This window comes from Stenotrophomonas sp. STEN023 (assembly GCF_056760135.1).
Window position 1 is genome coordinate 19,228 of sequence record NZ_JBRREF010000006.1, and the last position, 13,577, is coordinate 32,804.

Below are 13,577 nucleotides of genomic sequence, written 5' to 3' on the forward strand. Positions count from 1 at the left end.
GGCGACGAGGCCGCCCCGCCCTTTCACTCAGGCACGCCGGAACGGCACGCCGGTCTTCTCTTTCAGCTCTTCATCGCTGACACCTGGCGCGGCTTCCACCAGCACCAGTCCATCGGCGGTCACATCGAAGATTGCCAGGTCGGTGATGACGCGATCGACCACGGCAACACCAGTCAACGGCAACGTGCAGTCCGGCAGGATCTTGTGCTCGCCGTTCTTGGCGGTGTGCTCCATCAGCACCACCACGCGCTGCACGCCGGCAACCAGGTCCATCGCGCCGCCCATGCCCTTGACCATCTTGCCCGGCACCATCCAGTTGGCCAGATCACCCTTGTCGGTGACCTGCATCGCGCCAAGGATGGCCAGGTTGATGTGGCCACCGCGGATCATCGCGAACGAGTCGTGGCTGCCGAAGTAGCTGGCACCCGCACGCGCGGTGACGGTCTGCTTGCCGGCGTTGATCAGGTCAGCATCCACTTCCGCTTCGGTCGGGAACGGGCCGATGCCGAGCAGGCCATTTTCGGACTGCAGCCATACATCCACACCTTCGGGGATATGGTTGGCCACCAGCGTCGGCAGGCCGATGCCCAGATTCACGTAGGCGCCATCAGTCAGTTCGCGCGCGGCGCGCTGTGCCATTTCGTCACGGGTCCAGGCCATCTCAGTTCCCCTCCTGACGCACGGTGCGCTGTTCGATGCGCTTCTCCGGCGTTGCGTTCAATACGATGCGATCGACGTAGATGCCGGGCAGGTGGACCTGATCCGGATCGATGGCGCCCACCGCCACGATCTCCTCCACTTCCACCACGCAGACCTTGCCAGCCATCGCGCAGGCCGGATTGAAGTTGCGCGCGGTCTTGCGGAACAACAGGTTGCCGGCCTCGTCCGCCTTCCACGCCTTAACCAGCGAGACGTCGGCCTTGAGTGCGGTTTCCAGCACGTAGTGCTTGCCGTCGATCTCACGGGTCTCCTTGCCTTCGGCAACGATGGTGCCGTAGCCGGTCGCGGTGAAGAACGCCGGGATGCCAGCGCCGCCGGCACGCAGGCGCTCGGCCAGGGTGCCCTGCGGGTTGAACTCCAGCTCCAGCTCGCCGGCCAGGTACTGGCGCTCGAACTCCTTGTTCTCGCCCACATAGGACGAAATCATCTTCTTGATCTGGCGGGTCTCCAGCAGCTGGCCCAGGCCGAAACCATCGACGCCGGCATTATTGGAAATCGCGGTCAGGCCCTTGACCCCGCTGTCGCGCAGCGCGGCAATCAGTGCCTCGGGGATGCCACACAGGCCAAAGCCACCTACGGCAAGGGTTTGCCCATCGGCCACGATGCCGGCCAGGGCGTCGGCGGCGCTGGCAAAAACCTTGCCGCGTTGCCGGGTCGGGGAGAGATCGCTCATCGCATCACGCTCACAGTGCTGAAGATGCCCATATTCTAGCCATACCGCAGGGGCAACCCCCTTGGACTTTCGGCCAGCGCGGCAATTCCGACCAGTATGCAGACCTGTTCATCGGGCACAGCTCCCCAGACCCGATCAACAACTGCGGCACCAACGCAGTTACCGCAAACGCGACACAATCAACGGCCCCGGTTAGTGGCCTGCCAGCTCACCGACAACGCACCGCAGTGCGTCCTGCCAAGCTGGCAATGTGAGGTTGAAATCACGCTGCAGCTTGGTAGTGTCCAGCACGGACCAAGCCGGACGCTGCGCCAACGTTGGGTACTGCGCGCTGGAGATCGCTTGCACAGTGGGCGCTTTTGCCAGCACGCCCGCAGCGACCGCCTCCTTGAAGATCGCTTCGGCAAAACCGTGCCAACTGGTATGTCCGGATGCAGTCAGATGCCATGTTCCTGACAAATTCCCCGGATGCTGCAGTACCTGTGCAGTGACATCGGCGATCAGTGCCGCCGGTGTCGGCGTCCCAACCTGATCTGCCACCACCCGCACTTCATCGCGCTCGGCGCCGACGCGCAGCATGGTGCGCAGGAAGTTGCTGCCGTGCGAGGCGTACACCCAGGCGGTGCGAAAGACCAGATGACGCCCCCCTGCGGCCCGTACAGCATCTTCGCCGTCGCGCTTGCTGGTGCCATAGACGCCGAGCGGTGCAGTTGTTTCGCTTTCAACATAAGGTGCAACGCCCTGGCCGTTGAACACGTAGTCGGTGGAGTAATGCACCATCGGTACACCATGTGCCGCGCACCACTGCGCGATTACACCCGGCGCCTGTGCATTGACCCGGAACGCAGCCTCCGGCTCCTGCTCAGCCCTGTCCACTGCGGTGTAGGCTGCAGCGTTGACCACGATTGCGGGTTGCAGACGATCCAATAGCGCGGGCAGGCTTTCAGGTGCATCGAGATCCGCGACCTCGCAGGCACTGCCATCGGCGAGCTTGCCGCTGCGCGTGGTGGCTACTACGCGGCCGAGCGGAGCCAGCGCGCGCAACAGTTCATGACCAACTTGACCATTACCGCCGAACAACAGAACCGTCATACCCTGTAGACCGGCAGGCAATCTTCTGCGATGTCCCTTAGAAAGGGCGTGTTCTCGTCCTTCGCCGAGAGGATGGGAGCACTGATCGGCCAGTCCACCGCCAACGTGGCGTCATCCCAGCGAATGCCAGAATCGGCTTCCTTGACGTAGACGTCGGTGCACAGATAACTGAAAACCGCACTCTCCGAAAGCACCGCAAACCCGTGTGCAAACCCTTCCGGTATCCAGAACTGCCGCTTGTTCTCTCCACTGAGGATCACGGCCTCCCAACGGCCAAAGGTAGGCGAGCCGCGACGGATATCCACTGCCACGTCATACACCTCACCCTCCAGCACGCTGACCAGCTTTCCCTGGGGCCGTGGCCATTGATAATGCAAGCCGCGCAAAACTCCCTTGCTGGAGGACGAGACATTGCTTTGCACAAAATTCCCAGGCAGCCCGAGCGCAGCAAAGCGCTCCGCATTCCAGGATTCAAAGAAGAACCCTCGCGCATCACCAAACACCGCCGGCTCAATGACAACGCATCCGGGCATGGCGGTTTTTATCACTTTCACGGAACAACACCCCGCTGCAGAAGCTTCTGTAGATACTGTCCATACCCATTTTTTGACAATGGTGCAGCCAGTGCTTCGAGCTGTTCGGCAGTGATCCAACCCTGACCATAAGCAATTTCTTCAGGACAGCACACCTGCAGGCCTTGGCGGGTCTGGATGGTCTCGATGAAATTCGACGCCTCCAGCAAAGAAACATGGGTGCCGGTGTCCAACCAGGCATAGCCACGCCCAAGCGGTTCCAGCTGCAGCTTGCCTTCATCCAGGTAGCGTTGATTCAGGTCCGTGATCTCCAGCTCACCACGCGGCGATGGCTTCAACTCGGCGGCATAGTCGCTCGCGTTGCCGTCGTAGAAGTACAAGCCGGTCACTGCATAGTTGGAGCGCGGTTCGGCCGGCTTCTCAACCAATCCGACAACCTTGCCGTCTTTGCCGAACTCGGCAACACCATAGCGCTCAGGGTCACTGACCCAATACCCAAACACCGTGGCACCGGTGTCGCGTGCATCGGCACGTTTCAGCACCTCACGAAGACCGGTACCGTGGAAAATATTGTCCCCGAGCACCAGACAGCTGGGCTTGCCGCCGACAAAATCGCGACCAATCAGGTAGGCCTGCGCCAAACCATCCGGACTGGCCTGCACGGCATACTGGATATCCATTCCCCATTGCGAACCATCACCCAGCAACTGCTGGAACAAGGCTTGTTCGTGCGGGGTATTGATGATCAGCACCTCGCGGATCCCCGCCAGCATCAAGACACTGAGCGGGTAATAGATCATGGGCTTGTCATAGACCGGCAGCAATTGCTTGCTGATGCCCTTGGTGATCGGATACAGCCGCGTACCAGAGCCGCCAGCCAGGATGATGCCTTTACGTTGCGTCATGGTTGTTCCCTTGTTGGCCCGCACAGACATGCGGGCGCTGGATCCTCGATATCAGGCTTCGGTACCGATGCGCTGCAAGCGATAGCTGCCGTCCAGCACGTCGTTTACCCACTGCTGGTTTTCCAGATACCAGTCGACGGTGAATGCGATGCCTTGTTCGAAGGTGTACTTCGGCTCCCATCCCAGTTCGTTCTTGAGCTTGGAAGCATCGATTGCATAGCGGCGATCATGGCCGGGGCGATCGGTGACATAGGTGATCTGTTCGCGGCGTGACTTGCCGTCGGCGCGCGGGCGGCGTGCGTCCAGCAACGCGCAGATCGCCTGCACTACTTCGATATTCTGCTTTTCGGAATTGCCACCGACGTTGTAGGTCTCGCCAACCTTGCCCTTGGCCAATACGCAGCGGATCGCCTCGCAATGATCAGCAACAAACAACCAGTCGCGCACCTGTTTGCCGTCGCCGTACACCGGCAACGGCTCGCTGGCCAAGGCCTTGGCAATCACCAGCGGAATTAGCTTCTCCGGGAAGTGGTACGGACCGTAGTTGTTCGAGCAGTTGGTGGTCAGCACTGGCAGACCGTAGGTGTGGTGGAATGCCCGCACCAGATGATCGGACGCTGCTTTGGACGCCGAGTACGGTGAGTTCGGGGCATAGGGCGTAGTTTCGCTGAACTTGCCGGTTTCACCCAGCGTGCCGTAGACCTCATCGGTGGAGACATGCAGGAAACGGAATGCACCCGCTTCATCAGCTGGCAGCGCCTTCCAGTAGTCGCGCACGGCCTCCAGAAGGCCAAGCGTACCAACCACATTGGTCTGGATGAAGGCTCCCGGGCCGTCGATCGAACGGTCCACATGGCTCTCGGCGGCAAAATTCAGCACCGCATCGGGGCGGTGTTCCGCCAGCAGGCCAGCCACCAGCGCGCTGTCACCGATATCGCCACGGACGAACAGGTGATCCGGATTGCCCTGCAGGCTGTCCAGCGTCTTCAGGTTGCCGGCGTAGGTCAATGCATCCAGATTGATGACCCGGATGCCCTTGGCTACAGCTTCCAATACAAAATTACCGCCGATAAAGCCGGCGCCGCCGGTCACAAGCCATGTGGTCACGCGGTGATACTCCCGTTGTTGCGTCTGCTGGGCAGCAAACAATCTCTACAAGGATATAACGCGCCCCGTTGCCAGGCCTGCACCATTGACAACGAAACCACAGTAGTCGGACATTGTCCGGACATATGGCCGTCCTGTTTCGCACCATACGCATTCGCATGGAGCCTATAACCCGGCTAGAATCGAGAAAACTTGTCCCCGGCCCGCGCCGGCCCCCCGATCAGCAACCGAAGGACCCCGCAGCACATGAAAATCCTCGTCGCGTACAAGCGCGTGGTGGACTACAACGTCCGCATTCAAGTCAAGCCGGATGGTTCCGGCGTTGTCACCGATGGCGTCAAGCTCTCGCCGAATCCGTTCGATGAAATCGCCCTGGAAGAAGCCCTGCGCCTGCGCGACAAGGGCATCGCCACGGAAGTGATCGTGGCCACCATCGCCCCGGCCGATGCCCAGGCGCACCTGCGCAACGGCCTGGCCATGGGCGCCAACCGTGCCATCCACGTGGTCACCGACCAGGCCATCCAGCCGCTGACCGCCGCCCGCACGCTGCTCAAGCTGGTTGAGAAGGAACAGCCAGACCTGGTCATCCTCGGCAAGCAGGCGATCGACGACGACGCCAACCAGACCGGGCAGATGCTGGCCACTTTGTGGGCGCGTCCGCAGGCCACCTTCGCCTCCAAGGTTGAGATCGCCGACGGCAAGGCCACGGTTACCCGTGAAGTCGACGCCGGTCTGGAAACACTGGAAGTCGATCTGCCGGCGGTGATCACCACCGACCTGCGCCTGAACGAGCCGCGTTTCATCAAGCTGCCGGACATCATGAAGGCCAAGGCCAAGCCGCTGGAAACCCTGCAGCTGGCTGACCTCGGTGTTGAAGCCGCCGACACGTTCAAGACCACCCAGTACGCCGCGCCGTCCAAGCGCAGCAAGGGCGTGATGGTGAAGGATGCTGCCGAACTGGTAGCCGCACTCAAGCAGAAGGGGTTGTTGTAATGGCCAAGATTCTCGTCATCGCCGAACACCTGGACGGCAAGCTCAACAGCGCCGTCGCCAAGACCGTGTCGGCAGCAACCGCAGTGGGCGGCGATATCCACGTGCTGGTGCTGGCCGCCGACCCGGCCGCCATCGCTGCTGAAGCCGCGCAGATCGCCGGCGTCAGCAAGGTACTGACCATCGCCAATCCGGCCAATGAGCACGCGCTGGCACAGGTACAGGCACCGCAGATCGCCAAGGCTGCGGCTGGCTACAGCCATGTATTCGGCCCGTCGACCACCACCGGCAAGGATGTGATGCCGGCCGTGGCCGCTCTGCTCGGCGTCAACCAGGTCTCGGACCTGATGTCGGTAGAAGGTGCGCATACGTTCAAGCGCCCGATCTACGCCGGCAATGCCATCATCACCGTCGAGGTGCCCGCCGACCAGGTCGTCGTCGCCACCGTACGCGCCGCCTCCTGGCAGGAAGCGGCCAAGGGCAACAACGCTCCGATCGAGGCACTGAGTGTCGACGCCGCCCTGCCCGGCCATACCCGCTTCATCGGCCTGGCGGCTGGCAAGAGCGACCGCCCCGACCTGCAGAGTGCCAAGCGCGTGGTCTCTGGCGGCCGCGGCGTAGGCTCGGAAGAGAACTTCAAGGTGATCTATGCGTTGGCCGACAAGCTCGGCGCCGGCGTTGGTGCCTCGCGCGCCGCGGTGGACGCAGGGTACGTGCCCAGCGACATGCAGGTCGGCCAGACCGGCAAGATCATCGCGCCGGAGCTGTACATCGCCGTGGGCATCTCTGGCGCCATCCAGCACCTGACCGGCATCAAGGACGCAGGCACCATCGTCGCCATCAACAAGGACGGCGATGCGCCGATCTTTGAGATTGCCGATATTGGCTTGGTGGGTGATCTGTTCACCTTGCTGCCCGAGCTGGAAGCGGCCCTGTAAACCATCAGGATCAGGGCGCTGCCGAGCTGGAGCGCCCCGACCCTGAGCAAGCGGCAGGCTGGTTTTCAGCTACAATCATCGCATCAAGATGATTCTGCCGAGCCATGACAGATAACCAAACGCAGCAACCGGCCGCAGATTCCCCTCCTGCCGGCGCGCAGCACTCGGCCGCCCCCCCATATCTCGATTGTTTCCCCGGTATACGGCTGCGTCGGTTGCCTGGAAGATCTGGTCGACCAAGTTGCTTCCAGCATCAGCGAATTGGGCCGAAGTTTTGAGCTCATTCTCGTTGATGATGCGAGCCCGGATGGATCGTGGCAGCGGATCGTCGAGCTTTCAGCGACCCATCGCTGGCTGCACGGAGTTCGCTTGGCGCGTAACTTCGGCCAACATGCCGCGATTTCAGCAGGCGTCAAGCAGGCGCGTGGCGAGTGGGTGGTCGTTATGGATTGCGATCTGCAGGACATCCCCTCGGAGATCCCGCGGCTTTATCGGCACGCGGTACAAGGCAACCATGACATCGTCTTTGCCCAGCGCGTGCAACGTCAGGACGGTGCGCTCAAACGTTTTTCCTCGTGGGCGTTCTTCAAGCTTCTTACTTGGCTCACCGGGATCAAACAGGACTCAAGTACTGCCAACTTCGGCGTGTTCCGTCGCGCCGTCATCGACGCGGTAGACGCAATGCCGGAACGGGATCGTTGCTTCCCCTTGATGATCAAGTGGGTCGGTTTCAACATGTCGTTCCTGCCGGTGGAACATGGTCGTAGAACCCACGGCCAGAGCAGCTACAACCTCAGGAAGCTGCTCAAACTGGCACTTGAGATATCGCTGAGCTACTCCGAAAAGCCCCTTCGCATGGTTGCAGGTCTTGGCATGGCCGCTTCGGCATTTGCCTTCCTGCTGGTTGGCTTTGCGGTGCTGCGCTGGTTGTCCGGCGATGTGGCAGTAGCTGGTTTCACAAGCATCGTGGCGTCGATCTGGCTCAGCAGTGGCCTGGTTCTTTTCAGCCTTGGAATCGTCGGCCTGTATGTCGGCCAGGTGTTCCGCAATGCACAGGGACGCCCCAGCTTCATCCTTGCTGAGAAAACAGCGTCATGAACCAGCACGTCGAACTTCGCCAGGGAAACGCCACAGCGCGCCTGCGGCTGACGCCTTGGGACCAACGAAGCCTTGGCCTGCGCACCGCAGAGCTATTGGAAATCACCGGAACCGGCAACGAGCTTTCCGAGCTGTGGACGCACGTTGATGCCTGGCTTCTGGAACATCGCATCGAATACAGCTTTGGACGGATTGCTACAGACGCCCCGCAGCTCAAGGAAGCGCTACAGAACCACGGCTATCACTTCATCGAGACCTCAATCCTATTGTCTCGTGCAAGAACCGAAGAGTGGCCCAGAGTATCGAAATCGCTGAAACTGGAGCTGGGCGCACCGTCGCCTGAAGACCTTGACGAGCTCAGGGACATCGCGTTCAGCGACTTCCACCATGGCCGTTTTCTTGAAGACCCGACCATCCAACCCCAGCTGGCGCGAGCACGCACCAGCGGCTGGCTCGATGACCTGCATGAACGTGAGAGCCTCAGCAGCGCGCGACTGCACGGCAAGAACATCGGCTTTATCGCCGACACGATAAACGCGGACGGCGTTGCCGACCTCATCCTGTATGGCGTCTCATCCAGCTATCCCATGCTTGCACTTCCCTTGTGGGTAGCTGCCTTGCAAAGGCTCAACGACATGGGGGCAACGCGCTACCAGGCCATGGTGTCGGCGGCAAACATCCCAATGCTCAATCTTTACCTGCGACTTGGATTCTCGGTGACCTCAGTGCACTACGGATTCCGGAAGTGGCAAAACTCAATTGACTGATTAAAGGCAACCACCGCAAATGAAGACCGACCTGACTCCAAAGATTCTTGAGATCATCGCGTCGCTGAGCGAGGTCCCGGGGACTACGATTACTGCGGAATCCTCGCTCATAGGCGAAGGTCGCGTACTTGACTCCATCAAGCTCGTGGAGCTTTGCGTGGAACTGGAAGATCTCGCCAGCGACCATGGCTTTGATTTCGACTGGACCTCGGAAACCGCAATGTCCCGTTCACGCAGCATGTTCAGGACTGCAGGGTCATTGGCGACCGAATTTGCCACGCAACAGGCCGCGCAAGTCCAATGATCCTCGTCACTGGAGCCAGCCGAGGCCTGGGAGCTGCAGTATGCGAACGACTCAGCGCAGCAGGCGCCGATGTGGTTGGGCTTGCCCGCACTCCCACAGAAGCCAGCTACCGCATGCTCCCGCTGGACGTAACCTCCTATGAAGGATGGCGCTCGCTGGCACAGAACCTGAAGCGGGAAAAGGCGCAGGTAGAGGCACTCATCAATGTTGCCGGTGTCGCATCGATGAACCTGGCCGTAACCACTCCAGAGAGTACTACCCGTCATGTGATCGAAACCAATCTCATGGGTTCGATCTTCGCCTGCCAGACCATCGCTCCTCTGATGATCCGCAGAAAGACAGGAAGCATCATAAATTTCAGCACCATCGCCGTACACCTCGGACTCAAGGGCGAGTCGATCTATGTAGCATCGAAAGCCGGTGTCGAGGGCTTTTCAAGAGCATTCGCACGTGAGATGGCAGACTTCGGAATCACCGTGAACTGCATCGCCCCGGGCCCGATCCGCACGGAGCTGCTGAGGGGAATCAGCAACAGCCAGATCGACGCCATCGTCCAACAACAGATTATCCGCACCGTATTTGACCGCGATGCCGTCTGCGACACCGTGGATATGCTGCTTGCTCCAACGGCGCGCGCGGTTACCGGGCAGGTTATTCACATAGGAGGTGCATGATGAAACTGCTGGAACTCTTGCAGGAAAGGTGGGAAGGCTCGCATGAACCCTTCCTTATCTATCAGGGCAATGAACTCCGCTTCTCGGATGTACAGAGCAGCAACAACACCGACCTGTCACTCGTCCGGCCTGGGGATGTGGTTGCATTGATTGGCGACTTTGAGCCCTCTGCGATTGCATGCCTGCTGCGGCTGATCGACCTGAAGGTCATCCTCGTCCCACTCACGCGGGAAACGGCACAGGATCACGACTACTTCTTCGAGACTGCCGCGGTCGACGTGGTCATCGAAGGCAGCAATGTCACCCGGCGCACGGTTGAGAACACCAACCCACTGGTAACTCGACTGCGTGATATCGGGCATGCCGGGTTGGTTCTGTTTTCAACAGGAACAACCGGCAGGCCCAAGGGCATCCTGCATGACATGACATTGTTCCTGCAGCGCTTCAGTCAGCCACGCCCGACATTCCGGACGTTGAGTTTTCTGTTGTTCGATCATATTGGCGGCATCAATACACTGTTGCACACGGTCTTCAATCGCGGCGTAGTCATCTCGCCCAGCGAACGCTCGGTCGAGGGTGTGCTGGAAACCTGCCGCAAGTATCAGGTAGAGGTACTGCCCACCACGCCGACCTTCCTTCGCATGCTACTGATGAGCGGACTCATCCCGGATGCATTTCCACCGTCGATAAAGGTAGTCACGTATGGCACCGAACGGATGGATCAGCCAACGCTGAGCGCGCTGTGTGAGCTGCTGCCCGCCGTTGATTTCCGGCAGACATTCGGCATGTCCGAGCTCGGCATTCTTCGCGTGAAGTCCGAGTCGCGGGATAGTCTTTTCATGAAGATCGGCGGAGAAGGAGTCGAGTCCAAGGTAGTAGACGACGTCCTGAAAATTCGCTCTGCAACCCGCATGCTTGGCTATCTCAATGCGCCGTCGCCTTTTGATGAGGACGGCTGGTACGACACCAAGGACATCGTTGAAACCCGCGATGAATACATCAAAGTCACTGGCCGGATCAGTGATGTAATCAATGTCGGCGGGCTCAAGGTCATGCCATCGGAGATCGAACGGCATGCATTGGAATTTCCAGGTATAGCGCAGGCGCAAGCTTTCGCACGCGAGAACCCGATCACCGGGCAGCATGTGGAATTGGTGGTCGAAGCATCGGCGGGCTCTGACGTACAGATTCCGCAACTACGCGAGTTTCTCGCAGCACGCCTGCAGCCGCATATGCAGCCGAGACGGGTCAAGCTTGGCGCGATCCAGGTCGGCCATCGCTTCAAGAAGAAGTGAACATCCTCGCGACCTCACCCCAGGCGCGCCTCATGATGCGTCCTGGGGGAATCGATGAAGCGCATGACTTTGGCAAACAAGCGTGGGGAGCGTTCTGTTCGCTCCCCACGCCAAGGCAGGCAGCGCCCTGCTGACCGATGCAGGCAATCGCCCGAATCAATCGCTTCGTGAACCATCTGGCTGCACAGCAAGTTCTGCCTTCAACCCGCCTCCACTCTGAATCCAGCATCCATGAGCTACGTCTTTATCGCCCTGACCATACTTCTGACTGTCTACGGCCAAATTACGCTGAAGTGGCAGGTAGGACTGAATCCAGGAGCGACCATCGACGGTTTGAATCCGCGCGCGATCCTGACCCTGCTATTGAATCCCTGGGTCATCAGTGCCTTCGCCGCGGCATTTGGCGCGTCGCTGTGCTGGATGGCAGCCATCGGGCGCATGCCCTTGAGCAAAGCCTATCCCTTTACCGCCTTGAGCTTCCCGTTGGTGGCGATATTGACTGTCTGGCTCTTCCGGGAGTCTTTCGACTCGCATAAGATCGCGGGCACCGCCCTGATCATTTTGGGGGTAGTGGTTCTTTCACGCTCAGGGACTTGAAAATGGCACAGAAAACGGATGGCTTACACGCAGTACTTTCGCACCCGCGAATCTACGACTTTCTGCAAAACCTGCTTGGCGCCAAACGTGCTCGCTCCAAGTTGATTGCTGATCACATCAGGCCCCGTCCGGGCGACCGCCTTCTGGATATCGGCTGTGGTACCGGTGAACTCTTCAGTCAGCTCCCTGACGGATTGCATTATGTGGGATTCGATCTTTCCGAGCCCTATATCGAGGCAGCGCGCCATCGCTATGGCATGGCCCAGTTCGAATGCATGGATGTTTCCAACTACCAGGTTGCAGGCAGCGACGAACAACGCGCCGATCTGGTGCTGGCAATCGGTATCCTCCACCATCTGGACGACGATCAGGCACGCGCATTGATGCGAACCGCCCACGCGGCACTGAAACCGGGCGGGCGCTTTATTTCGCTGGACGGCACCTACGTAGATGGCCAGTCCACCATCGCTCGCGCCCTGATCTCGCGTGACCGCGGGCAGAGCATCCGCACCCCCGAAGCCTATAGAGCTCTGGGTGAGGCGGAGTTCGACAAGGTAGAGGCTCGGGTCAGAACCGATATGCTCTACGTCCCTTACACCCATTACGTCATGGAATGTGTGCGCTAGGCCCTTTGCCAGCCGCTATCAGGAGCAGCAGTGATCCCGTTCAACAAGCCTTATATGACCGGCCAGGAGCTGGTGAATATCGGCCGCGCGCACAGCAACGGTCATCTGAGCGGGGATGGCCCGTTCACCAAACAATGCAATGCATGGCTGACTGAACGCACCGGCGCCAGCAGTTCGCTGCTGACCCACTCCTGCACCGCCGCGTTGGAAATGGCAGCCCTGTTGCTGGATCTGACACCGGGCGATGAAGTGATCATGCCGTCCTATACGTTTGTGTCCACCTCCAATGCCTTCGTCCTGCGCGGCGCAGTGCCGGTGTTCATCGACATACGCGCCGATACGCTCAACATCGATGAAACCTTGGTCGAAGCTGCAATCACACCTCGGACCAAGGCGATCTGCGTAGTGCACTATGCAGGTGTCGCGTGCGAGATGGATACGATCCTCGATATTGCCGCTAGACATGGTTTGGCCGTGGTGGAAGATGCCGCACAAGGCATCATGTCCACTTACAAGGGCCGCCCATTGGGCACCATCGGCGAGCTCGGCGCATTGAGCTTCCATGAAACCAAGAACATCATCTCAGGCGAGGGCGGCGCATTGCTTTGCCGCGACCGGACCCATGCCGAGCGCGCTGAGATCATCCGGGAAAAGGGCACCAACCGCAGCCGCTTCTTCCGCGGCCAAGTGGATAAATACACTTGGGTGGATGTTGGCTCGTCCTTCCTGCCCGGCGAGATCACCGCCGCCTTCCTCTCCGCCCAGATGGACGCGGCCGAACAGATCACCGAGAAACGACTGGCAATATGGGACAGCTACCACGCTTGGGCCGAAGCCCACGAACGCAATGGCAGCGTGCAACGGCCGACGGTACCTGCCCACTGCACCCACAATGCACATATGTACTACCTGTTGCTGCCTTCACTTGAGACCCGTACCCGCTTCATTTCGGAGATGAAGCAACGTGGCGTGCAGACGGTGTTCCACTACATCCCGTTGCATTCCTCCCCGGCCGGCCAAGCATACGGACGGTGCGGTTCGTTGATGGACGTAACCGATGACATCAGTGTGCGCCTGGTTCGAATGCCTCTGTGGGTAGGTGTTGAGCAACAGATGGAAACGATTCTTGAGCAAGCCGACCTGGCGCTCCAGGCTGCACTCGCCTGAGTGCGGCCCCTGGCGCCCAGGCCGCCAGGGAGCTAGCGCGATATCGCCCCCAGCAAGCTTGTCCGGTCCCGGCTGGCGGCAAGGCAACCTG

At 60.0% G+C, this 13,577-nt stretch carries 16 protein-coding genes; 10 read left to right on the forward strand and 6 right to left on the reverse strand.

Annotated features, from left to right (window positions below):
* Positions 1–27: 27 nt before the first annotated feature.
* From ACVOLV_RS02620 to rfbB, 6 genes are all read right to left on the reverse strand, one after another.
* Positions 28–660 carry a CoA transferase subunit B gene (locus ACVOLV_RS02620; protein WP_481553006.1) on the reverse strand — a complete coding sequence of 211 codons (633 nt, stop codon included), beginning with the start codon at positions 658–660 and terminating at the stop codon, positions 28–30.
* Position 661: 1 nt separating this feature from the next.
* Complete coding sequence (locus ACVOLV_RS02625) at positions 662–1,393, reverse strand: CoA transferase subunit A (protein ID WP_481534597.1); 732 nt, start codon at positions 1,391–1,393, stop codon at positions 662–664.
* Between the two features lie 192 nt (positions 1,394–1,585).
* Entirely contained in the window at positions 1,586–2,485 is a 900-nt protein-coding gene (gene rfbD, locus ACVOLV_RS02630; protein WP_481553007.1) for a dTDP-4-dehydrorhamnose reductase, read from the reverse strand.
* Positions 2,482–3,039 (reverse strand): dTDP-4-dehydrorhamnose 3,5-epimerase, encoded by a 558-nt coding sequence (gene rfbC / locus ACVOLV_RS02635; RefSeq protein WP_481553008.1) that lies wholly within the window; start codon positions 3,037–3,039, stop codon positions 2,482–2,484. Before rfbC ends, rfbD begins: the two co-directional genes overlap by 4 nt.
* A complete protein-coding gene (rfbA, locus tag ACVOLV_RS02640; protein WP_481553009.1) occupies positions 3,036–3,923 on the reverse strand; it encodes a glucose-1-phosphate thymidylyltransferase RfbA in 888 nt (295 codons plus the stop codon). The genes rfbC and rfbA overlap by 4 nt, the downstream gene beginning before the upstream one ends.
* 51 nt (positions 3,924–3,974) lie before the next feature.
* Positions 3,975–5,030 (reverse strand): dTDP-glucose 4,6-dehydratase, encoded by a 1,056-nt coding sequence (gene rfbB, locus ACVOLV_RS02645; RefSeq protein WP_481553010.1) that lies wholly within the window; start codon positions 5,028–5,030, stop codon positions 3,975–3,977.
* Between the two features lie 246 nt (positions 5,031–5,276).
* Here rfbB and ACVOLV_RS02650 point away from each other — a divergent pair, with 246 nt between their 5' ends.
* The 10 genes from ACVOLV_RS02650 (at position 5,277) to rffA (ending at position 13,486) form a co-directional block, all read left to right on the forward strand.
* Entirely contained in the window at positions 5,277–6,023 is a 747-nt protein-coding gene (locus tag ACVOLV_RS02650; RefSeq protein ID WP_481513749.1) for an electron transfer flavoprotein subunit beta/FixA family protein, read from the forward strand.
* Complete coding sequence (locus tag ACVOLV_RS02655) at positions 6,023–6,958, forward strand: electron transfer flavoprotein subunit alpha/FixB family protein (protein ID WP_481553011.1); 936 nt, start codon at positions 6,023–6,025, stop codon at positions 6,956–6,958. Before ACVOLV_RS02650 ends, ACVOLV_RS02655 begins: the two co-directional genes overlap by 1 nt.
* A gap of 186 nt (positions 6,959–7,144) precedes the next feature.
* A complete protein-coding gene (locus ACVOLV_RS02660) occupies positions 7,145–8,056 on the forward strand; it encodes a glycosyltransferase family 2 protein (protein ID WP_481553076.1) in 912 nt (303 codons plus the stop codon).
* Positions 8,053–8,823, forward strand: a complete 771-nt coding sequence (locus tag ACVOLV_RS02665; protein WP_481553012.1) for a hypothetical protein — start codon at positions 8,053–8,055, stop codon at positions 8,821–8,823. Before ACVOLV_RS02660 ends, ACVOLV_RS02665 begins: the two co-directional genes overlap by 4 nt.
* 19 nt (positions 8,824–8,842) lie before the next feature.
* Entirely contained in the window at positions 8,843–9,127 is a 285-nt protein-coding gene (locus tag ACVOLV_RS02670) for an acyl carrier protein (RefSeq protein ID WP_481553013.1), read from the forward strand.
* A complete protein-coding gene (locus tag ACVOLV_RS02675; protein WP_481553014.1) occupies positions 9,124–9,801 on the forward strand; it encodes an SDR family NAD(P)-dependent oxidoreductase in 678 nt (225 codons plus the stop codon). The genes ACVOLV_RS02670 and ACVOLV_RS02675 overlap by 4 nt, the downstream gene beginning before the upstream one ends.
* Positions 9,801–11,096: an ANL family adenylate-forming protein gene (locus tag ACVOLV_RS02680; RefSeq protein WP_481553015.1), complete on the forward strand. Its 1,296-nt coding sequence runs from the start codon at positions 9,801–9,803 to the stop codon at positions 11,094–11,096. Before ACVOLV_RS02675 ends, ACVOLV_RS02680 begins: the two co-directional genes overlap by 1 nt.
* A gap of 231 nt (positions 11,097–11,327) precedes the next feature.
* Positions 11,328–11,693, forward strand: a complete 366-nt coding sequence (locus ACVOLV_RS02685) for an EamA family transporter (RefSeq protein ID WP_481553016.1) — start codon at positions 11,328–11,330, stop codon at positions 11,691–11,693.
* Positions 11,694–11,695: 2 nt separating this feature from the next.
* Positions 11,696–12,319: a class I SAM-dependent methyltransferase gene (locus tag ACVOLV_RS02690; protein WP_481553017.1), complete on the forward strand. Its 624-nt coding sequence runs from the start codon at positions 11,696–11,698 to the stop codon at positions 12,317–12,319.
* 30 nt (positions 12,320–12,349) lie between these two features.
* Positions 12,350–13,486, forward strand: coding sequence for a dTDP-4-amino-4,6-dideoxygalactose transaminase (rffA, locus tag ACVOLV_RS02695; protein WP_481553018.1), 1,137 nt, complete (start codon positions 12,350–12,352; stop codon positions 13,484–13,486).
* Positions 13,487–13,577 lie beyond the last annotated feature (91 nt).